We start from the raw sequence: 19173 nt of genomic DNA, 5'->3' as shown, positions 1-19173 counted from the left end.
GGGCAGCATCGTGCCCACTCGACCGACGGGAGTGACGTCTCGGCTGTCAGGAACGCTCGATGTCGTCGTCGAGGCGGTCGCCGAAGCCCTCGCGACTGTCCTGCGAGGCGGCGAAGACGGAGGCGCCGGAGCGGTTGCCGACGGTGATCTCGTTGAACAGCAGGTTGAGCACGACGGCGACCAGGGCGGTGGCGCTGATGCCGGAGTGCATGATGACGCCGAGCCACTCCGGGAACGCGTCCCAGAAGGTCGGTGCCGCGATGGGCAGGATGCCGACGGCGATCGCGACGGAGACGATCACCATGTTGAGGTTGTCCTCGTAGTCGACGCGCGACAACGTGCGGATCCCGGATGCCGCGACGGAGCCGAAGAGCACGATGCCGGCGCCGCCGAGCACGGGGTACGGGATCGCCGCCACGACCGCACCGACCACCGGCAGCAGCCCGAGCAACAGCAGCACGAGTCCGCCGGTGGCGACGACGTACCTGCTCCGGATGCCGGTCAGGGCGACCAGGCCGACGTTCTGCGCGAATGCGCTGCACGGGAAGGTGCCGAACAAGGGCGCAACCGTCGTGGCGGCCATGTCGGCGCGGAGACCGCGAGCAACACGTCGAGCGTCGACGTCGGTCTCCACGATCTCGCCGATCGCCAGGATGTCGGCGGTCGTCTCGGTCATGATCACCAGCACCACAATCGTCATCGAGACGATCGCGCCGACCTCGAAGGTCGGGCTGCCGAAGTGCAGCAGGGGCGGCACCGCCACCAGGTCGGCATCCCCGACCGAGGAGAAGTCGGCCTGCCCCGCGATCACCGCGATCACGGTCCCGGCGACGAGCCCGATGAGGATCGAGAGCCGTGAGATCGCACCCTGGAACACCCGGCTGATCACCAGGATGATGAGCAGCGTCAGCCCGGCGTACGCGATGTTGGTCATCGAGCCGTAGTCCGGCGCCGAAGCGTCGTTGCCCATCGCCCAGCGGAATGCCACCGGCATCAGCGAGAGGCCGATGACCGTGATGATCGTGCCGGTGACGACGGCCGGGAAGAGCCGGACGAGCTGAGCGAAGAACGAGGACAGGACCAGCCCGATCAGGCCGGCGACGATGATCGCACCGAAGACGGGACGCAGCCCGTCCTCGCTCGCGATGGTGACCATCGTCGAGACACTGGCGAACGAGATGCCCTGCACGATCGGCAGCCGGCTGCCGAAGGGGCCGAGGCCGAGCGTCTGCAGCAGCGTCGCGAGGCCGGATACGAAGAGTCCCGCAGTCACCAGCAGCGCCTGGTCCGTGCCGGAGAGGCCTGCGGCACCCCCGACGATGAGCGGCGGCGCGATCACGCCGCCGTACATCGTCAGGATGTGCTGCGTGCCGTAGGCGAGGAGCTGACCGGGCGGATGCCGCTCGTCCTCAGGTCGGGTCGGGCCGGATGCGGTTTCCTGTCTCCTGCGTCCGAACATGGCCCGGCCCTCAGCAGAATCCGGGGATGGCGTGCCAGGCGTTGCCGGCGTCAGGGGCCTCGTCGCGTACGACCGAGGCCTCGATCAGGCCGTAGGGCCGGTCCGCGGCGAAGAAGACCTCGCCGGGATTGTCCAGGCCGAAGGGCGAGAGGTCGGAGAGGAAGTGGTGCTTGTTGGGCGCGGAGAACTTGATCTCGGCGACGTCACCGTGCTGCTCGAGCACCGAGGTGCCCATCCCGTTCAGGGTCTGCTGCAGCGCGAGGCTGTGGATCTCCGCGAACCGCTGCAGCAGCAGCGCCCGGATGGAGTCGTACGCCTTGTCCCAGTCGACATCCGTGCCGTCATAGCGCCAGCGAGCGACGAGCGAGGTCGCCAGGATCCGGTCGTTGGTCTCCTGCAGGGTCGTGTATTCGTCCTTGAGGAAGCCGTGGAACTCCGACCCGGTCGACTTGAGCACGACCAGGTCCTTGATGCCGGAGACCACATGCGCCACCCGGTCCGACCCACGCCCGTCCACGTTCACCACGGTCGTCCGTACGCCGCCACCCGAGCGGACGAAGGAGTGGTCGTGACCCGCGCCGTCGACCTGGATCCGGTCCCAGGCGTACTCGTCGATCTCGACCCGGGCACCCTCGGCGGCCGGGCAGGCCTCGAGGTAGCGGTCGGCGAGGGCGAGCGCGAACTCCTCGATCGAGGCCACACCGATCTTCTTCGCGTAGGCGAAGACGGTGTTCTTCTGGGTGTCGGTCGGCAGCACGTCATTCTGGTCGCCGCTGGTGTGGGCGTCGTCGAAGCGGCCGCGCAACGAGGTCGAGACGTTGAGGTCCCGGATCTGGTGACGAGGAGTGTCGCGGTAGATACGTACGACGCGGTTCTCGGCCTTGCCGTACTGGTTGGTTCCAAGGTGGATGGGCATGTCAGCTCCCTCGGTAGGTGGAGTAGGCGAACGGGCTCAGCAGAAGTGGCACGTGGTGGTGCCGCCGGTCGGTGACCGCGAAGGTGACGGAGACCTGCGGGTAGAAGCACTCCTGACCGGTCGCCGCGTAGTAGGCGGCGGTGCCGAACCGGAGCTGATAGGTGCCGGCCGGGACCTGATCGGGTCCCAGGCCGGCCACCCGGCCGTCGTCGTCGGTGATGGCGTCGGCGAGGACGACGGACTGGTCGGTGTCGTGAGGATCGATCCGGCTGAGCCGGACCGGGACACCGGCGGCCGGGCGGCCGAGCGCGGTGTCGAGCACGTGGGTGGTGATGGCGCTGGTGCTCAGCCCGCTCATGCCGAGACCTCGGCGTCCAGGACCCGCTCGAGGCGGAGCAGCGCGATGCGACGCAGCTCGTCGGCGACCACGGCCGCCTCCTCGTCGCGCTCGTGACCGAGCCGGTCGCGGAGCGAGGCCAGGACCTGGTCGGCCGAGAGACCTGAGGCGCAGATCAGGAAGACCCGGCCGAAGCGCTCCTCGTAGGCCCGGTTGCCCTCGGCGAGTGCCCGCGCCGTGGCCTGGTCGGTGCCGACCGCGGCCTGCTCGCGCCGCGACCAGGCGGCCTCGGCGTGCTCGCCCTCGGCGCGCTCCCCGATCCTCGGGTGAGCGGCCAGCGCCTGGTCGATGTCGGCCGCGGTGAACCGGCGGGCGGCCTCGTCGGCAGCTCGGACGACGTGGGCCTCGGCGGCGTAGGGGCGTCCGGCCAGGACGGCGGCGACCCAGCTCGGAGCGTCGCAGCAGGCCTGCAGCACGGGGCGTACGACGTCCGCCGGTGAGGTGTTGAAGCTCTGGAGATCCATGAACCGTTCTCTCTCGCTATGCGGAAACTAATTTCCGTACAGCAACAACGATTGCATGTGTCGCTCATCACAGTCAACAGTTTGTTGAAAGCGCCTTTGCGGGCTACTCGCGTTCGCGGTTCAGGTAGTTGTAGACCGTGAACCGGGTGACCCCGAGCGCGCCGGCCACGATCTCGGCGCTCTTGCGGTAGTCGAAGGCACCGCGCTCCTCGAGCAGCCGCACCGCGCGCTGCTTGCCCTGCCGGTCCAGCGTCCGCAGGTCGCCACCGAGCTCCTCCGCGACCTCGGCGAGGAGCCCCTCCAACCCGTTGGCCGTACGCCGCGGCGCGCTGTGTCCTTCGACGCGCACCTGGAAGGTGATCTGGTCGGCGCCATGGTCGAGACCCGCGGCGACCACCGCGGCCAGGGTCGCCAGCACCGCCTCCCGCTCGCCGCGCACCGAGGTGCCGAGCGGCCCGAAGTCGCACTCCAGACCGGCCTCGCGGGCGGCTGCGAGCGCCGCCGTCGCGTGCTCGGGCGGCTCGCCCTCGCCATGGAACGGTTCGGTCGTGAACTCGGCTTCGACGCGCATGGCGGCAGGCTACCCAGCCCACCGCCACGCGATCGTCATGCTCAGGCGGAGATCCGCCGCCGCGCGAGCTCGGCCAGCTTGGCCAGGTCGATCCCAGCGAGCCGCTCGACCTCGTCGACCGCGACCGCCCCGCACTCCACCCCGCGCAGCACGAACGCGGCGAGCGCGGCAGCGGTGGCGGGCTCGTCGAGATAGCTGGAGTCGCCGCCGTGGACGTACGCCCGCAGCCGGGCCGAGGCGACCTCGAGCCCGTCCCGGAAGAACGCATAGGTCGCGAGGTAGCGGCTGGGCAGCTGGGCCGGATGCAGGTCCCAGCCCTGGTAGATCCCACGGGCCAGCGACCGGCTCACCAGACGCGAGTGGAGCCGCCACGCCGCCCGCACCGCATCGGGGTCCCCGACCGGAAGCACGTTGGTCGAGCCGTCCGAGACGAAGACGCCGGTGCCGGCGGCGGCCACCTGCATCACGTCCTTGGCATGATCGGCGACCGGGTGCTCCATGCTCTGGAACGCCGCCGCGACCCCGAGCGAGGCGGAGTAGTCGTAGGTCCCGTAGTGCAGGCCGGTCACCCGGCCGTCACCCGCGGCGATCATCCGCGCGATCAGCGCGGTCCCGTCGGACCCGAGGATCGCCTGCGGCGTCTCGACCTGGATCTCGAACCTCAGACTCCCGGCCTCGATCCCATGGGCGGCCTCGAGCGCGTCCAGCGCGGTGACCATGGCGGTCACCTGCTCGACCGAGGTCACCTTCGGCAGAGTGATCACGAATCCCTCACCCAGCCCGCCCTCGCCCACCAGCGAGCCCAGGAACAGGTCCAGCGTACGCAGCCCGCGGTGTCGCGTCGGGGCCTCGAAGGACTTGATCCGGATGCCATGGAACGGCGGCGCGGAGCCGTCGTGGACGGTGGCGGCGAGCGCCGCGGCGGCCGCCACCACCGCAGCGTCCTCGTCAGCGTCGGGCCGGTTCCCGTAGCCGTCCTCGAAGTCGATCCGCAGGTCCTCGATCGGCTCGGCGGCCAGCTTGGCCGTCACCCGGTCATGGACCTCCGCGTCCACGTCGGCCATCGACGCCGCATGCTCAGCCAGTACGCGACCGGCCTCGGCGGACCACTGCGCCACCGTCTTCTCGTCGTAGCGGTCGCCCGGCACGTAGACGGTGTGCACCGGCTGGCGTACGCCGCGATCCCCCGGATAGCTCGCGGCCAGCGCCGCGTCGGCGCCGGCGAGCGCCCGGTCGAGTCGGACGACCAGATCCTCGAGATGGCTCATGCACCCACCACCTGCGCATAGGCGGGCAGGGTCAGGAAGTCGACGTAGTCGTCGGCGAGCGCGACCTCCTCGAAGATGGTGCGGGCCTGCTCCAGGCGGTGCTCGATCCCTTCGGCCGCCGCGAGCAGCTTCGCCATCTCCTCGTCGAGGACCTGGCGTACGAGCTCCGCGGTGATCTGGGTCCCGTCATCGAGCTTCGAGGAGTTGTGCACCCACTGCCAGATCTGCGAGCGGGAGATCTCGACCGTGGCGGCGTCCTCCATCAGGTTGTGGATGGCGACGGCGCCGGAGCCGCGGAGCCAGGCGTCGAGGTAGACCAGCGAGACCTCGACGTTGTCACGCAGGCCGGCGAGGGTGATCGCGCCGCCCGCGGACGCGACGTCGAGCAGGTCCTCGGCGCGCACCACGACATCGTCGCGCTGCCTGTCGACCTGGTTCGGTCGGTCGCCGAGGACACCGTCGAAGATGTCGCGACAGATCGGGACCAGGTCGGGGTGGGCCACCCAGGAGCCGTCGAAGCCGTCGCCGGCCTCGCGCTCCTTGTCCTCACGGACCTTGGCGAAGGCGATGGCGTTGACCTCCTGGTCGCGGCGGCTCGGGATGAACGCGGCCATCCCACCGATCGCGTGCGCGTTTCGCCGGTGGCAGGTCTTCACCAGCAGCTGGGCGTACGCACGCATGAACGGCGACTTCATCCCGACCGTGGCTCGGTCGGGGAGCACGAACGAGGGCCCGGCGTCTCGGAAGTACTTGATCAGGCTGAACAGGTAGTCCCAGCGGCCGGCATTGAGCCCCGAGGCGTGGTCGCGCAGCTCGTAGAGGATCTCGTCCATCTCGAACGCGGCCGGGATGGTCTCGATGAGGACGGTCGCGCGCACGGTGCCGTGCGGGATCCCGAGCTCGGCCTGGGAGAAGGTGAACACGTCGTTCCACAGCCGCGCCTCGAGGTGGCTCTCCATCTTGGGGAGATAGAAGTACGGCCCGCTCCCCCGCTCCACGAGCTCGCGGGCGTTGTGGAAGAAGTAGAGCCCGAAGTCGACCAGCGCGCCGACGACCGGCGTGCCGTCGACCAGGATGTGCTGGTCGTCGAAGTGCCAACCGCGGGGGCGCATGACGATCGTGGCCAGCCGCTGGTTCTTCTTGAGCTCGTAGAGCTTGCCCTGCGGGGAGGTCGCCGAGATGTCTCGCCGAATGGCGTCGCGCAGGTTCACCTGGCCGCCGACCACGTTGCTCCAGTGCGGAGTGCTGGCGTCCTCCATGTCGGCCAGCCAGACCCGCGCACCGGAGTTGAGGGCGTTGATCGTCATCTTCCGGTCGGTCGGGCCGGTGATCTCGACACGGCGGTCGAGCAGATCCTCGGGCACGGGCGCGACGGTCCAGTCCCCGGCGCGTACGTCGGCCGTCTCCGGCAGGAAGTCGAGCCGGCCGGTGCGCGCGACCTCCTCACGGCGGGTCCTGCGGGCAGCCAGCAGCTCGTCACGCCGGGACCCGAACCGTCGCTGCAGCTCCGCGACGAACTCGAGGGCCTCCGGGGTGAGGATCTCGGCTCCGCGCTCGACGTCGCCACCGGTGATCTGAATGTTCACGAGCTCCACCCTCCTGGGGCTACAGTTTTCCTTTGAATGGATTCTTCTTTCCGCATTGCGGATATTAATCCGGCCAGACGAGGGACGCAACCAGCCGGGTTTCCTCTAGACGACGCTAGACTTCCGTCATCCGGAAGAACAGTCCGGAAGAACAAAGGAGTTCAGGTGAGCGAGAACGAGAAGGCGCCGAAGACACGCACCGGGGCCGTGCAGTCGATCGAGCGAGCCTTCGCGCTGCTGGAGACGATGGCCGACGCCGGCGGGACCATGGGACTCTCCCAGCTCGCCGCAGCCTCCGGCCTGCCGTTGCCGACCATCCACCGGCTGGTCCGCACCCTCGTCGACCTGGGCTACCTCCGCCAGGAGGCCAACCGGCAGTACGTCCTCGGCCCGAAGCTGATCCGGCTCGGCGAGAGCTCCTCGCGCATGCTCAGCACCTGGGCCCGCCCCCACCTCGCCCGGCTCGTCGACGAGGTCGGCGAGTCGGCCAACCTGGCGATGCTCGACGGCGACCAGATCGTCTACGTCGCCCACACCGAGTCGCGCCAGTCGATGCGCATGTTCACCGAGGTCGGCCGCCGGGTGTCCCCGCACTGCACCGCCGTCGGCAAGGCGATCCTCGCCGACATGGCTCCCGAGCAGGTCCGCGACATCCTCCGGCGCACCGACATGGTCCCCTACACCTCGACCACGATCACCTCGCGCGACGACTACCTGGGCCAGCTCGAGCAGGTCCGCGAGCGCCGCTACGCCATCGACGAGGGCGAGCAGGAAGCAGGCGTACGCTGCGTGGCCGTCGCCGTCCCCGACTACGCCCCGCGCCTGGCGATGTCGATCAGCGGGCCCACCGGCCGGATGAGCGACGAGCTCATCGAGCGCGCCGTCCCGCTGCTCACCGAGGCCGGCAAGCAGCTCGCCGCCGACCTGGCCTGATCTCGCGCTGGGGGATCAGGCGCCGCCGTACGGCACCGTGATGATCTCCAGGTTGTGCCCGTCGGGGCTCTCCCAGTAGACCCCGCGGCCGCCGTCGTTGTGGTTGATCTCGCCCTCCCGCCGGTGGAACGGGTCGGCCCAGTAGGTGATGCCGCGCTCGGTGATCCGGCCGAAGATCTCGTCGAACTCGGCCTCGGTCACCTTGAACGCATAGTGCTGCGGCCGGAAGCCCTGGTCCTCCACCACGTCGAGGCTGACCTGGTTGGAGAGCTCGACGATCCGGAACGGTCCGAAGACCTGGGCCTCGGGAAGCCCGAGGATCTCGGTCAGGTGGGTCGCCGTCGCCTCCCGGTCGGAGGCGTGCACGATCGTGTGGTTCAGCTCGACGCTCATCGGATTCTCCTGTCTCGCTTCTCGACGACTCTAGGTCGCCGACACGAGGTTGCCGACCGAATTTCGTCGTACCGCTACGAGGCTGCCACCGCTTCTGCACCGAGGGTGTCCAGTGGGTCGGCTAGGACGTGAACTCGGCGATCTTCTGGCTCGCGGAGTATCCCGGTCCAACGCCCTCGGCCAGGACGGCGAACGAACGCTCCTGGTCGATGTTGTTCAGCCTGAGCGGAAGGATCTCCTGGTAGGCCGGTGAGGTGTACCACCCCTGGGCCGCCTCCGTAGACGGAAAACGGAGGACCACCAGCATGCCTTCCGCGGTGCCCTCGGCCACGACGAGTTCGGGACCGTGAATGAGGATCTCGCCGTGGAACGGCGCGAGGGTGGCATCGACGCGGCGCAGATACTCGACGATGTCGTCGTTGACGTTCATGCCGTTCATCCATGCGACAGCGTACGCAGGTTTCGTGGTCATGGGTCCAGCCTCGTCCTTGCCGGCGGCAGTGACGCCGACCCTCGACGTCATACCCGCTTTTCGGCACGAGGGAGCGACGCTCACCCCGGCCGATTCACCAACCTGAAGGACGTACGTTGCCCAGCACTCGGGTCACCGTGATCTCGATGACCACCCGTTCCGGGTTCGGCCGCGGCTGCCGGTAGCGCTCGGCGTACCGCCGCTCGGCCTCGGCCACCGACTCGTCGTCGTCCTTGACGACTGCCGTGCCCTCCAGCGTGCACCACCGTCGCCCGTCGACCTGACTGACCGCCACCGTCGCGTCGGAGTCGGCCGCGCGTACGTTGCGGGCCTTCTTGCTCCCCGCGCTGCAGATGACCCGCGCGATTCCGGCTTCCGGATCGAACGTCACCCCCACCGGCACCAGATGCGGACTCCCGTCCGGCCGGCTCGTCGTCAGGAAGCAGACCCGCCGCTCCCGCCAGAACTCATCGTTGTCCGCGGCGGATGGAGTTGCGTCGACTGTCATGGGTGCTCCTTGGTGAACAGGGTTCGGGCTGGTCCCAACGGTGGGTCAGCGGTTGTCGCCGCTGCCACCGATGGCGTCACGCTGCTGACGATCGGCGAGCTTCTTGATGTTGAGCTCGGCGACGTCCGCGAGCGGAAGCCCGAAGTGGTCAGCGAGGACCGCCAGGTACCACAGTGTGTCGCCGAGCTCCTTGGCGAGATCATCGAGGTCCCACTGCGCGAAGTCGCTGTCGTGATCCCGAATGATCTTCTTCGCCTTCTCGGCGATCTCACCCGTCTCGCCGACCAGCCCCAGCAGCAGGTGGAACACCTCGTTGGGGGTGCCCTTCGACGCCGCGGTGCGCAGCGCTGCCTGCTGGTAGGCGTTCATATCCATGACCAGAACCTATCGCGCGCCTCTCGACTCGCCTCCGTGCAAGACAGAGGCAACCGCTCCCCGAGAACTCAGGGGCCCCACCAGCGCCGCTTCGGTTCGCTCTGAGCCGCCACCGCACGCTCACGGACTTCGGCAGCGAGTCCTTCCGGTCCGCCCTTGAGCCCGTTCGCCTGGATGAGCATCTCCCCCGGCACCAACCGAGCGCACCACAACCGCGGCGCCAGCCTCTTGTAGCGAATCGAGGACGGGTCCTCCGGCTCGACTCGCACGGCGTCGAAAAGGTCGTACGCCGTCTTCACATTGGTGAGCTCGATCTCCCGACGCAGACCAAGATGCTCGTCGACGATCCGCGTCTCCGTCAACCAGACGCTGCCGCTCCGAAATCGCCCGGCCACCCGAAGCACCAGGAAGCCGAGAAAGTACGCCGCGGGGAACGCTGCCAGCACCGGCCAGAGCCAACTGTCCTCGACCGCCCCGACCACGCCCATGAAGAGGAACCACCCACCTAGCAGGGCGTAAACGATGTTGCCAGCGACGGCGGCCGGGTTAGCACTTCGGGGAAGATACCGGGCCTGCTCGTTCTCGAAGGTGGTGTCACGAGGAGGGCGCAGCCCGGGTTGCGGCCGTTTCCCAAGAATGAGTCCCACGTACGAGATCAGGCAGATCAGGCCACCCAGAACGAACAGCGAAGACCAGACCGCAGCAAATGGATCGTCGTAGTTTCGCGCAACTAGGCCGATTCCGATGCCGGTCACGCCCACCCCGGTAATGAGGCCGACGACAGTGAGAACAGGCCCAGGTGTTTGAAACTCCCTCAACTGAACCATCCGCCCACGGTCTCCTTCACTGAGGACGCGGCGTCTCCGATCGCGTCCCCCGTATCTTCGATCGACTTCCAACCCTCATCGAGAGCCTTACCGACGTCTGGGCCGTTCTCGACAAGTGAGTCGATCGGTCGCCCACGTGTCTCGACGTCGGAATAGCCTCACATCCGGTGACGTCGCTGGAACCATCGGCACCCTGCGCACCCTAGCCGGGGCATACCGCCGCCATATCGAGGAGCACGGAACCGGAGTTTCCCGAGCGGCGCACACGCCCGGGGCCAAGCTCATCGCACTCATCCTGCCAGGGCAGCCCGACCGCGGAGCGACTCGATACGGACGAGTCGGACCCGGGGTATCGCTATCTGCGCCGGTCTCGGATCTGGTAGATGCGCTGCGCGGTGACACCGGCGATGTCGGCGAGCTCTGTCGCGGTGTGGCCCGCCAGGACGGCTTCACGCAGGCACGCAGACCAGAACTGCTCACGCCGGGTGGCCTCGCGCCGAGCGGCCTCTCGCTCGGTCTTTGCTCGCGCGACCACGACCTTCCAGTCGTTTGGGGCCACCGCAAGGGTGTCGTCAGGCCATCCACCGGCGGCGGCTCCAAGCACATCCCAGCCTGAAGCGGCGAGCGCCTCGCTAGGAGTGCGTGCGACCGGGATCTCGGCCAAGATCTCGCCGTCGTTGTTCCTGATCTGTACAAGGTCGACAGGGTTTCCCTCGTAGGTCGCGACGCGGGCCGTGAATGGCGTATGCCGGCCAACGCTGAACGGTGTGCCGATGACCACGGGGGCCGTCGGCTCCCAGCCGATCTCGCGCAGCAGGTAGGTGATGCGATGTTCTGCCGAGATGAAGGGATCAGGGTCTGGTCCGCCGGGGCGCATCAGCGAGGTGATGGATGCCACGGGCACGGGTGACGTGTTCGATTGTGTCGGGTCGTCGCTCGAGATCACCTCGATGAGCACGTGCTCGGATTCCGGTGACGCATGTGTCGCGACTGCCGAGTAGTCCATGCAGGGATTATAGCGCGCTTTAATTCCGTGGGAGTGGCTTGCCTGAGGCCAGGGCCCCGATGCCCTACACCCGCGAGGACCGTCGCATCATGCGCTCGCCAGGGAGCGGTGTCGGGACTCGGCCCCATCGACATGATCCAGTGGTGCCCACATTTGGCTCCGCCCGGCGCCCACTCCCACCTCTCTAACCAGGAATCGGCCAGATTTGGGCGCGCGTCGCCGGCGCGGAGACGGACAATCGATCCATGGCAACTGAGGGTCAGGACTCGCTCAGCAGGGTGGCCGGTCAGGCCATGGCGGTCCTTGAAGCGATCGCCGTTATCGTGCTGGGCGTTTTCTGTGGCTACGCCATGTACTCCGACGACATCTTCCTTGCGATCTTGTTTGGAATCGGATCCTTCACATTCGCCCGAGACCTTTGGCGCCGATGGCGGACCTCTCGGCTGTGAAGCCACCGGGCGGCAGCGGGGCAGTCCGCCGACAGTTACCTCTACCGGCGGCACCCACCGCCAGCACTGCCGATAGAGCGGCCCGAAAGTGTCGGTGCCCAGCGGTAGCTTCACCAGCGACCTACCGCCGATAGTGCGATCCTCGCCGGATCGCAGAGGGGACGCCCATGTCCGCCGACCAAGGGGGCCTGGAGAACAGCAGTCCGACCGGTGAGCCCAAATGGGTCGACAAGGCGGCCAATGGCGTTTTCGCCGGGACGGTTTCTGCGGCACTCGGTGCTGGTCTCGACCCGGCTACGGCTTCAACTGTGGCGCTGTTTGTCACCCCGGTCGTGACCGAGGCGCTGAATGCCGTTGGTAGTTACCTCACCAAGAAGCAGGCAGGAAAGGCTGGCTGGACCTTGAGCATCGCGGCTGAGGCCTGCCAGGTCGAGCCAGACCAGCTTGCGGGGCTGGCGGACACCCCGCCGAAGGAGTTCCTGTTGGCGACCGCGCTCCGTGCCGGCGCGAACGCGTCGATACCGGCGAAGGTCGTGGCGTTGGGCAAGGTGCTCGGGGAGGGGCTGGCCAACGACGATGCCAAGGTCGACGAAGCCACGATGCTGGCACTCGCCCTCGCCGACCTCGAGGTCGCGCACATCCGCGTGCTCGACTACCTCGCCGGCGACTCCACGCCGTTCGGCCCACCGAGGGCGGTGACCCTTCTCGACTTCCTCGAGGCCAATCCGGGCTATGGAATCCCGATCTCGGCCATCGTCGCGACCCTCGAGCGCCACGGGCTCATCCGCACCCAAGGGGAGCCGGTGAAGAACATGGTGTGGCGGGCCACCACCGCCTACAGCGACCAGCTCCCGCACCGCTACCGCGTCACTTTTTTCGGGCATGAGTTGCTGGGTCGAATCCGCGAAGCCGTGGACGGGCCAACCGCGGCAGAGCCTCCCGTCGCCGAGGACGAGCAGTGACCGCAACCTCCAGCCTGCGCGATGGCCTCACGCGAAGGCGACCGAGAACCAGAGTTGCGGACGCGTATCGGACGTGAATATCGGCAGATAGCGGGCTATGGCTGGACACAGCCAGACAAGCGAAACACCCCACGGCCAGCGTTTCCGCTGGTCACCGGCGTGTTCTCCCAGGCGTGACAGATGAAAGATTCGAACCTTCGAAGGCAAAGCCGACGGATTTACAGAGCGCCGGACGCACCGGTTCTGACCTGCTCATACACGTGAGGGACTGAGATTCCGAACGCTTCCGTGACATATAGCGCGCCTTTCGGCCTACACCGCGCCTTTCGGCCTACACCGCGAGAGCAGGGCCGTCCAGATACGCGGCTCAACGAGGGCCTAGCGTGGCGCTATCCGGGAGTTAAGACCGTGTGCGATGGCCCAGCTGACCGCCTGGCTGCGAGTGGTGACCTCGATCTTTTTGTAGGCCCGCCGGATGTGGCTCTTGAGCGTGTTCCCGCTCATGGCAAGGTTCTCCGCGATGTCCTGGTTGGACAACCCCTGGGCGATCAGTCCGAGGACCTCGATCTCTCGGGCGGTCAGCTCTCCCGCTGTGCCCTGCAGCTCGCGTTGGGGCTCCCTGATCAGCTTGCCTGCGGCAGTGAGCTCGATGCTCTGCACGAGTTCGGCAGCATGTGCGCTCATCGAGATCCAGGCTCTGGCGCCTATCTTGAAGGCCTGGGCCCGTAGGTCGGGGCGCAGGTCTCGACTGAAGACCAGCACCTTCGCATTCGCCTCGTACAGCTCGGCCAGCTCGGCCCCGTCTCGAAGGAACAGGCCGAAAGTGTCATACACGATCACATCCACCTCACCCTCGAGGCTGCTGGCGAATGGAGCTGCGGACACAGCCACGCGATCGGGATAGTCCTGGAGCATCTCGGCGAGTCCTCGCCTGATGACATCCTGTGGGCTGACCACCGCTACGCGTACCACCCCGGCCTCTGCCACAAGCCCGAGCCTCTCAGAACCGAGTGGGAAAAGATAGGCGAACCGGGACCTGCAGAATCCGCGTCCGGACTGTCCTTCATCTGCGTCGTGATGAACTGACACGCGGATACGCGGCCTACCAAGGAAGGCGGCCGACTGTCGGCGTCGCGTACGTGCGCAGCGTTGACCCACGACTGCGTGACGCGGGTCTTCAGGCCGTGGCCGGTGGAGTAGGTCGAGGGCCTACATCACCCACGCCTCCCACTCGTCCCCGTGGTTCTTGCGCCACATCAGCCGCTCGCAGGAAGGCCGTTCGCCGCCGCCGCCAGCTGATGCGCTTGTGCGGCGGGGTCTGGCCAACCTTGCTTGAACTCAAGGCCCGCGCCGTCCTCCGCCGCCCGACCACAGGGAGCCACAACTGGACACGGCCGGACAAGCGAAACACCCCGGTGGCCAGCGTTTCCGCTGGTCACCGGGGTGTTCTCCCAGGCGTGGCAGATGAAGGATTCGAACCTTCGAAGGCAAAGCCGACGGATTTACAGTCCGCTCCCATTGGCCGCTCGGGCAATCTGCCTGGGTTGCGCACGGGCCCCCGTGAAGGGGATCGCGACAGCAATAGACAATAGCGCAGGGGCTGGCGGCGTACGAAAACGGGACAAGGTCCTAGGGTGAGTCAGGTACGTTCCCGGGGCCACCGTCCTGGTCAGAAATCCAGAGGAGAGAGTCATGGCCGACTCGTCGTTCGACATCGTGAGCAAGATCGACCGCCAGGAGGTCGACAACGCGCTGAGCCAGACCGCGCGGGAGGTCTCGACCCGGTTCGACTTCAAGGGGACCAACGCGACCATCGAGTGGAGCGGTGAGCAGGGGATCGAGATCTCCGCCTCCGCCGACGACCGCGCCAGCGCGGTGCTCTCGGTCTTCCAGGACAAGCTGATCAAGCGCAAGCAGTCGCTGAAGATCCTCGACGCAGGCGAGCCGCGCCAGTCGGGGCAGCTGTCGAAGATCTCGATCACGCTCAAGGAGGGCATCTCCTCCGAGGACGCGAAGAAGATCTCCAAGCTGATCCGCGACGAGGGCCCCAAGGGCGTCAAGGCGCAGATCCAGGGCGACGAGCTCCGCGTCTCCTCCAAGAAGCGCGACGACCTGCAGACCGTGATCTCGCTGGTCAAGGGCCAGGACTACGACTTCGCGGTGCAGTTCATCAACTACCGCTGATCCGCTGCGACGGTCTGCTTGGGTTGGTAGGTGACGTCCTGGAGACTAGTTGCCGCTGCCGCTGCCGCTGCCGCTGCGTGTGCGCTGACGGCCTGCAACGCCATCTCGTACGGCGCGGAGTTCGGCTATCCGGAGGCGGCCCCGGTCCCGGACGGCGTCGAGGTGGTGGCGACCGACAAGGGGTGGGATGACGACGACCCACTTCGTTCGCGCCAACAGGTCCTGGAACTCGGCGACATGGCCCAGGCCGACTTGATCGAGTTCTACCAAGCGGCCTATCCCGCGTCGGAGGGCTGGACCGAAGGCGAGGCGAGCGATCCCGAGCAGCTCTGCCTCGTGAACGACGCGGACCCCGGATACACCGAGGTGGTCGAGACCTACCAGTACGAGGGAGATCGCGTCCGCGTCAGTCCCACACGACGCCTGGTCACGGTCAGCCGCATCAAGGACCCCGACCCGGAGGTGTGCGGTGTCGCTCTCGCTTGGATCAACGTCGACCTCTTCACCCGCACTCGCGACTAGGTCCGTCGCCGAGCCTGCCTCGCAGCAATCGCCCGGGAGGCTTACAGACCGGTCTTCGGGCGGCAGCGGCTCTCGATGCGAGCGAGACATCTCTAGACCAGGCTCTAAGATCCAGCCGTGACCTACGAGCACCCGCGAGCCTCGGTCGAGATTGATGCTCCGATCGAGGTGGTGTGGCGGGTGATGGTCGAGACGGAGTCGTACGCCGCGTGGAACCCGTTCGTCGTTCGCGCCGAGACCGCGCAGCCGGCGGCCGAGGGAAATCCGATCGTCCTGCACGTGACCTGGGCGAACGGCGGCCGCGCGCGCTCACCGGAGCGGATCTCGGCGCTCGACGCACCGGTCGTCGGTGAGGACGGGGTCGGGGCTGCGTACCTGGCCTATGTCTATGAGGGCTGGCCGGCGCGGCTCGGCCTGGTCCGCGGCGTACGTCACCAGCGGCTGACCCAGCGATCCGGCGGGCCGACGCGCTACGAGACGGTCGAGGAGTTCTCGGGTCCGCTGGTGGGACTGGCCGGTCCGGGGCGGGTCACCGAGGGCTTCCGGCGGCACGCCGCGGCTCTCAAGGCGCGGGCCGAGACGCTCGTGAATGAAAGTGGACTTGACCACTAGATTGAGCGAAATTCTGCATTCATCTGCAAGAATGTGGTCGTGCGAGTATCTGCCAAGTCCGACTACGCCCTCCGCGCCCTCATCGAGATGGCCGCGCGCGAGGACGGAAAAGCTGTCAGCGCCGAGGAGCTCGGCCGCGCCCAGGAGATCCCGCACGGGTTCCTGCAGGCGATCCTCGCCGACCTCCGCAAGGCCGGCGTCGTCATCTCACAGCGCGGCCAGTCCGGCGGTTGGCGCCTTGCCCGCAAGGCGTCGGACGTGTCCGTCGCCGACGTGATCCGCGCCGTCGACGGTCCGCTGGTCTCGGTCTACGGGCTGCGTCCGGAGGGCGTCACCTACAACGAGCGCGCCGACGTCCTCCAGCATGTGTGGATCGCCGCCCGCGACTCGCTGCGCGAGGTCTTCGAGAAGGTCTCCATCGCCGATCTCGCCTCCCGCGAGCTGCCCGACGAGGTCACCACCCGCACCGCGCGCGACGAGGCCTGGCTGCCTCACTGAGCGGTCGGTTCCTCCTGCAAGGCGGTGTCCTGAGCCTGTCGAAGGGTATGCAGAGAAAGGCCCACATCCCGCGCGGAACTCCGCTGGGGATGTGGGCCTTCGGCTGCATACCTTGATGAAGGAACGGCCCCCTACGCCGCCGGCGAAGGCGCCGGCATCGTGTACGCCCCCGGCGTCGGCGTGACGAACACGTTGGCGCCCTCCTCGAGCCGCAGAGCCCGGGCATGCGTACGCGTCAGCTCGGCGGTCACGACCTCGCCGTCGTCGGTGAGAACCGTGAGGCGCACCTCGAACCCGATCCGCAGGACGCGCGAGACGGTGCCCTCGAGCGAGTGCTCGGAGATCGGGGACGGGGTGACCTCGACGTCATGGGGCCGGATCAAGGAACCGCCCAGGGTGGTCACGTCGCCGAGGAACGACATCACGAAGTCGTTGGCGGGCTCGTCGTAGAGCTGCTCGGGAGTGCCGATCTGCTCGATGCCGCCCTGGTTGACGACCACGATCTCGTCGGCGACCTCGAGAGCCTCCTCCTGGTCGTGGGTCACGAAGACGGTGGTCACGTGCACCTCGTCGTGGAGCCGTCGCAGCCAGTCACGCAGCTCCTTGCGTACCTTCGCGTCCAGGGCCCCGAAGGGCTCGTCGAGCAGCAGCACGGACGGCTCGATCGCCAGGGCCCGCGCCAGCGCCATCCGCTGTCGCTGGCCACCGGACAGCTGCGAGGGCAGGCGGTTGGCGAACTGCGAGAGGTGGACGAGCTCGAGCAGCTCCCCGACCTTCTTGGCGACCTCGGCCTTGGGACGCTTGCGGATCTCCAGCCCGAAGGCGACGTTCTTGGCCACCGAGAGGTGCTTGAACGCGGCGTAGTGCTGGAAGACGAAGCCGACGTTGCGCTTCTGGACCGGCAGCGAGGTCGCCTCGACGCCCTCGATGCTGATCGTGCCGGTGTCGGGGGTCTCCAGCCCGGCGATGACCCGCAGCAGTGTGGTCTTGCCGCCGCCCGAAGGCCCCAACAACGCAGTCAGCTGCCCGGTCGGGATGGTCAGGTTGATGTCCTCCAGCGCCACGAAGTCGCCGTAACGCTTGTTGACACCACTTACTTCGATGCTCATGGGATGTGTCCTTTCACCGCACGCGCGCACCGCGGGCGCGCAGCACGAAGACGATGAGGATGCAGATGACCGAGACGCTGGCCAGGAGGAAGGCGACGGCGTACGCGCCCTGCTGGTCGAAGTTGAGGTACTTCTCCTCGACCGCAAGGGTGGCGGTGCGGGTCTGGCCGAGCACGTTGCCGGAGACGACCTTGACCGCGCCGAACTCGCCCAGCGAGCGGGCCAGGGTGAGCACGACGCCGTAGATGACGGCCCACTTGATGCCCGGGAGCGTGATCCGCCAGAAGGTCTGCCAGCTGCCTGCGCCGAGCGACGCGGCGGCCTGCTCCTGCTCGGTGCCGATCTCCTCCAGCACCGGGATGACCTCGCGGATCACCAGCGGGAGCGACACGAACGCGGTCGCCATGATGATGCCGGGCGTCGAGAAGATGATCTGGATCCCGGCCGACTCGAGCGTCGGCCCGAACCAGCCGTCGCGGCCACCGTAGACCAGCACGAGCGCCAGGCCCACGACGATCGGCGAGACCGACAACGGCAGGTCGATCATCGCGCTGAGGAGGCGCTTGCCCGGAAACTCGGTACGCACCAGCAGCAGCGAGATCGTGACGCCGAAGAGCAGGTTGATCAGCGTCGCGACCACCGCGGCCACGCAGGTCAGCTGGATCGCGTGCATCATCTGCGGGTCGTTGAAGATCTCGGTGAACGCCTCGGTCGTGAACCCGACATCGGGCACGTAGAAGGCGTTCCAGGCGACCAGGACGACCGGCCAGGCCACCAGCAGCCCGAGGTAGGCGATGACGACGACGCGGAGGACGTACGTCAACGGGGTGCGCGGAGCACGACGGGTCTCAGCCACGGCGGACCATCCTCCTCTGGACCAGGTCGAGGACGACGATGACGGCCAGCGAGACGGCCAGCAGCATCGCCGCGATCGCGGCCGCGCCCTCCGGGTTGTCGTTCTCGATCGCGGACAGGATCCGCACCGAGGCGACCTCGGACTTGAACGGGAGGTTGCCCGAGAGCAGGACCAGGGAGCCGTACTCCCCCATCCCGCGCGCGAAGGAGAGCGCCGCGCCCGCCGCGATGGCAGGGGCCAGCGAGGGCAGGATGATCCGCCAGAACGTGGTGAACCGGGAGGCACCCAGAGAGGCCGCGGCCTCTTCCACGTCGGCGTCCAGCTCCTCGAGGACGGGCTGCACCATGCGTACGACGAAGGGCAGCGTCACGAAGGCGAGGGCGAGGTAGACCGACGTCGACGTGTTCGCCCAGTGCAGGCCGAGGGGTGACTCGGCGCCGTAGAGGGAGAGCAGCACGAGGCCGGCGACGATCGTCGGCAGTGCGAACGGGATGTCGATGATCACCTCGAGGAAGCCCTTGCCCCAGAACTTGTCACGGACCAGGACCCAGGCGATGACGGTGCCGATGACGACGTTGATCAGGGTGACCACGATGGCCGCACGGATCGTCAGCAAGATCGCCGACGCGGTCTGCTCGTTGGTGAGCTGGTCGGCGAAGGCGGACCAGCCGCCGCTGGAGGCGGTGATGATCACCGCCACCAGCGGGATGAGGACGAGCAGGCTGAACCAGAGCATCGTGATGCCGAGCCCGATGCCGCTGGTCCTTGTCAGAGTGGTGGCCGGCCGGCTGCGACGTGCAGCCGGC

23 protein-coding genes and 1 tRNA gene are annotated in these 19173 nt (G+C 67.7%); 6 read left to right on the top strand and 18 right to left on the bottom strand.

Annotated elements, in window-relative coordinates; genetic code table 11:
• Positions 1-46 precede the first annotated feature (46 nt).
• The 7 genes from ACFU7D_RS19890 to aceB form a co-directional block, all read right to left on the bottom strand.
• Entirely contained in the window at positions 47-1459 is a 1413-nt protein-coding gene (locus tag ACFU7D_RS19890) for a nucleobase:cation symporter-2 family protein (RefSeq protein WP_378870299.1), read from the bottom strand.
• 10 nt (positions 1460-1469) lie between these two features.
• On the bottom strand, positions 1470-2375 hold the full coding sequence (gene pucL, locus ACFU7D_RS19885) for a factor-independent urate hydroxylase (RefSeq protein WP_378870296.1): 906 nt from the start codon (positions 2373-2375) through the stop codon (positions 1470-1472).
• A 1-nt stretch (position 2376) separates the two neighbouring features.
• Positions 2377-2733 (bottom strand): hydroxyisourate hydrolase, encoded by a 357-nt coding sequence (uraH, locus tag ACFU7D_RS19880; RefSeq protein WP_378870293.1) that lies wholly within the window; start codon positions 2731-2733, stop codon positions 2377-2379.
• Positions 2730-3236, bottom strand: a complete 507-nt coding sequence (gene uraD, locus ACFU7D_RS19875; protein WP_378870291.1) for a 2-oxo-4-hydroxy-4-carboxy-5-ureidoimidazoline decarboxylase — start codon at positions 3234-3236, stop codon at positions 2730-2732. The genes uraH and uraD overlap by 4 nt, the downstream gene beginning before the upstream one ends.
• A gap of 103 nt (positions 3237-3339) precedes the next feature.
• Positions 3340-3807, bottom strand: a complete 468-nt coding sequence (locus tag ACFU7D_RS19870) for a helix-turn-helix domain-containing protein (RefSeq protein WP_378870288.1) — start codon at positions 3805-3807, stop codon at positions 3340-3342.
• Positions 3808-3848: 41 nt separating this feature from the next.
• Positions 3849-5075 carry a DUF6986 family protein gene (locus ACFU7D_RS19865; protein WP_378870286.1) on the bottom strand — a complete coding sequence of 409 codons (1227 nt, stop codon included), beginning with the start codon at positions 5073-5075 and terminating at the stop codon, positions 3849-3851.
• The gene (gene aceB / locus ACFU7D_RS19860) at positions 5072-6661 is read right to left on the bottom strand and encodes a malate synthase A (protein ID WP_378870283.1); all 1590 of its coding nucleotides are present in this window, start codon (positions 6659-6661) and stop codon (positions 5072-5074) included. The genes ACFU7D_RS19865 and aceB overlap by 4 nt, the downstream gene beginning before the upstream one ends.
• 165 nt (positions 6662-6826) lie before the next feature.
• Between aceB and ACFU7D_RS19855 the strand changes: the two genes are divergently transcribed.
• Positions 6827-7594: an IclR family transcriptional regulator gene (locus ACFU7D_RS19855; RefSeq protein WP_378731495.1), complete on the top strand. Its 768-nt coding sequence runs from the start codon at positions 6827-6829 to the stop codon at positions 7592-7594.
• 15 nt (positions 7595-7609) lie between these two features.
• Here the strand turns inward: ACFU7D_RS19855 and ACFU7D_RS19850 are convergent, their stop codons facing one another.
• From ACFU7D_RS19850 to ACFU7D_RS19825, 6 genes are all read right to left on the bottom strand, one after another.
• Complete coding sequence (locus tag ACFU7D_RS19850) at positions 7610-7987, bottom strand: VOC family protein (protein ID WP_378870280.1); 378 nt, start codon at positions 7985-7987, stop codon at positions 7610-7612.
• 121 nt (positions 7988-8108) lie between these two features.
• On the bottom strand, positions 8109-8459 hold the full coding sequence (locus ACFU7D_RS19845) for a DUF1330 domain-containing protein (protein WP_378870277.1): 351 nt from the start codon (positions 8457-8459) through the stop codon (positions 8109-8111).
• A gap of 94 nt (positions 8460-8553) precedes the next feature.
• Positions 8554-8967: a PPOX class F420-dependent oxidoreductase gene (locus tag ACFU7D_RS19840; RefSeq protein WP_378870275.1), complete on the bottom strand. Its 414-nt coding sequence runs from the start codon at positions 8965-8967 to the stop codon at positions 8554-8556.
• Positions 8968-9012: 45 nt separating this feature from the next.
• Positions 9013-9342 (bottom strand): nucleoside triphosphate pyrophosphohydrolase family protein, encoded by a 330-nt coding sequence (locus ACFU7D_RS19835; RefSeq protein ID WP_196875753.1) that lies wholly within the window; start codon positions 9340-9342, stop codon positions 9013-9015.
• A gap of 68 nt (positions 9343-9410) precedes the next feature.
• Positions 9411-10169, bottom strand: coding sequence for a hypothetical protein (locus ACFU7D_RS19830; protein WP_378870271.1), 759 nt, complete (start codon positions 10167-10169; stop codon positions 9411-9413).
• Positions 10170-10524: 355 nt separating this feature from the next.
• Positions 10525-11175 carry a hypothetical protein gene (locus ACFU7D_RS19825; RefSeq protein WP_378870268.1) on the bottom strand — a complete coding sequence of 217 codons (651 nt, stop codon included), beginning with the start codon at positions 11173-11175 and terminating at the stop codon, positions 10525-10527.
• A gap of 616 nt (positions 11176-11791) precedes the next feature.
• On the opposite strand from ACFU7D_RS19825, the gene ACFU7D_RS19820 reads away from it, so the two are divergent.
• Complete coding sequence (locus ACFU7D_RS19820) at positions 11792-12586, top strand: hypothetical protein (RefSeq protein ID WP_378870266.1); 795 nt, start codon at positions 11792-11794, stop codon at positions 12584-12586.
• 378 nt (positions 12587-12964) lie between these two features.
• Here ACFU7D_RS19820 and ACFU7D_RS19815 read toward each other — a convergent pair whose 3' ends face one another.
• Positions 12965-13501 carry a DNA-binding response regulator gene (locus tag ACFU7D_RS19815; protein ID WP_378870264.1) on the bottom strand — a complete coding sequence of 179 codons (537 nt, stop codon included), beginning with the start codon at positions 13499-13501 and terminating at the stop codon, positions 12965-12967.
• A 543-nt stretch (positions 13502-14044) separates the two neighbouring features.
• Positions 14045-14126, bottom strand: a tRNA-Tyr gene (locus tag ACFU7D_RS19810).
• A gap of 152 nt (positions 14127-14278) precedes the next feature.
• Between ACFU7D_RS19810 and ACFU7D_RS19805 the strand changes: the two genes are divergently transcribed.
• The 4 genes from ACFU7D_RS19805 (at position 14279) to ACFU7D_RS19790 (ending at position 16402) form a co-directional block, all read left to right on the top strand.
• Positions 14279-14770 carry a YajQ family cyclic di-GMP-binding protein gene (locus ACFU7D_RS19805; RefSeq protein ID WP_378731463.1) on the top strand — a complete coding sequence of 164 codons (492 nt, stop codon included), beginning with the start codon at positions 14279-14281 and terminating at the stop codon, positions 14768-14770.
• 30 nt (positions 14771-14800) lie between these two features.
• Positions 14801-15292 (top strand): hypothetical protein, encoded by a 492-nt coding sequence (locus ACFU7D_RS19800; protein ID WP_378870262.1) that lies wholly within the window; start codon positions 14801-14803, stop codon positions 15290-15292.
• A gap of 117 nt (positions 15293-15409) precedes the next feature.
• Positions 15410-15904, top strand: a complete 495-nt coding sequence (locus tag ACFU7D_RS19795) for an SRPBCC domain-containing protein (RefSeq protein ID WP_378870259.1) — start codon at positions 15410-15412, stop codon at positions 15902-15904.
• Positions 15905-15943: 39 nt separating this feature from the next.
• Entirely contained in the window at positions 15944-16402 is a 459-nt protein-coding gene (locus ACFU7D_RS19790; RefSeq protein ID WP_045549074.1) for an Rrf2 family transcriptional regulator, read from the top strand.
• Between the two features lie 131 nt (positions 16403-16533).
• Here the strand turns inward: ACFU7D_RS19790 and ACFU7D_RS19785 are convergent, their stop codons facing one another.
• The 3 genes from ACFU7D_RS19785 to cysT all read right to left on the bottom strand — a co-directional run.
• Positions 16534-17511: a sulfate/molybdate ABC transporter ATP-binding protein gene (locus ACFU7D_RS19785; protein WP_378731459.1), complete on the bottom strand. Its 978-nt coding sequence runs from the start codon at positions 17509-17511 to the stop codon at positions 16534-16536.
• A 13-nt stretch (positions 17512-17524) separates the two neighbouring features.
• Positions 17525-18367 carry a sulfate ABC transporter permease gene (locus tag ACFU7D_RS19780; protein ID WP_378870255.1) on the bottom strand — a complete coding sequence of 281 codons (843 nt, stop codon included), beginning with the start codon at positions 18365-18367 and terminating at the stop codon, positions 17525-17527.
• A partial coding sequence (cysT, locus tag ACFU7D_RS19775; protein ID WP_378870253.1) for a sulfate ABC transporter permease subunit CysT occupies positions 18360-19173 on the bottom strand: 814 nt, incomplete at its 5' end. The genes ACFU7D_RS19780 and cysT, both read right to left, overlap by 8 nt.

Origin of the sequence: Nocardioides sp. NPDC057577 (assembly GCF_042801335.1) — a bacterium.
In the GTDB taxonomy this organism is placed as follows: domain Bacteria; phylum Actinomycetota; class Actinomycetes; order Propionibacteriales; family Nocardioidaceae; genus Nocardioides.
This window is presented reverse-complemented; position numbering and strand designations above follow the sequence as displayed.

Bases quoted from the DNA above. Each gene is read 5' to 3' on its own strand.
- ACFU7D_RS19825 (WP_378870268.1), bottom strand. From the start codon at position 11,175: ATGGACTACTCGGCAGTCGCGACACATGCGTCACCGGAATCCGAGCAC.
- ACFU7D_RS19785 (WP_378731459.1), bottom strand. From the start codon at position 17,511: ATGAGCATCGAAGTAAGTGGTGTCAACAAGCGTTACGGCGACTTCGTG.
- ACFU7D_RS19835 (WP_196875753.1), bottom strand. From the start codon at position 9,342: ATGGATATGAACGCCTACCAGCAGGCAGCGCTGCGCACCGCGGCGTCG.
- ACFU7D_RS19840 (WP_378870275.1), bottom strand. From the start codon at position 8,967: ATGACAGTCGACGCAACTCCATCCGCCGCGGACAACGATGAGTTCTGG.
- ACFU7D_RS19865 (WP_378870286.1), bottom strand. From the start codon at position 5,075: ATGAGCCATCTCGAGGATCTGGTCGTCCGACTCGACCGGGCGCTCGCC.
- pucL (WP_378870296.1), bottom strand. From the start codon at position 2,375: ATGCCCATCCACCTTGGAACCAACCAGTACGGCAAGGCCGAGAACCGC.
- ACFU7D_RS19850 (WP_378870280.1), bottom strand. From the start codon at position 7,987: ATGAGCGTCGAGCTGAACCACACGATCGTGCACGCCTCCGACCGGGAG.
- ACFU7D_RS19890 (WP_378870299.1), bottom strand. From the start codon at position 1,459: ATGTTCGGACGCAGGAGACAGGAAACCGCATCCGGCCCGACCCGACCT.
- ACFU7D_RS19830 (WP_378870271.1), bottom strand. From the start codon at position 10,169: ATGGTTCAGTTGAGGGAGTTTCAAACACCTGGGCCTGTTCTCACTGTC.
- uraD (WP_378870291.1), bottom strand. From the start codon at position 3,236: ATGGATCTCCAGAGCTTCAACACCTCACCGGCGGACGTCGTACGCCCC.
- ACFU7D_RS19820 (WP_378870266.1), top strand. From the start codon at position 11,792: ATGTCCGCCGACCAAGGGGGCCTGGAGAACAGCAGTCCGACCGGTGAG.
- ACFU7D_RS19870 (WP_378870288.1), bottom strand. From the start codon at position 3,807: ATGCGCGTCGAAGCCGAGTTCACGACCGAACCGTTCCATGGCGAGGGC.
- ACFU7D_RS19805 (WP_378731463.1), top strand. From the start codon at position 14,279: ATGGCCGACTCGTCGTTCGACATCGTGAGCAAGATCGACCGCCAGGAG.
- ACFU7D_RS19815 (WP_378870264.1), bottom strand. From the start codon at position 13,501: ATGCTCCAGGACTATCCCGATCGCGTGGCTGTGTCCGCAGCTCCATTC.
- uraH (WP_378870293.1), bottom strand. From the start codon at position 2,733: ATGAGCGGGCTGAGCACCAGCGCCATCACCACCCACGTGCTCGACACC.
- ACFU7D_RS19845 (WP_378870277.1), bottom strand. From the start codon at position 8,459: ATGACCACGAAACCTGCGTACGCTGTCGCATGGATGAACGGCATGAAC.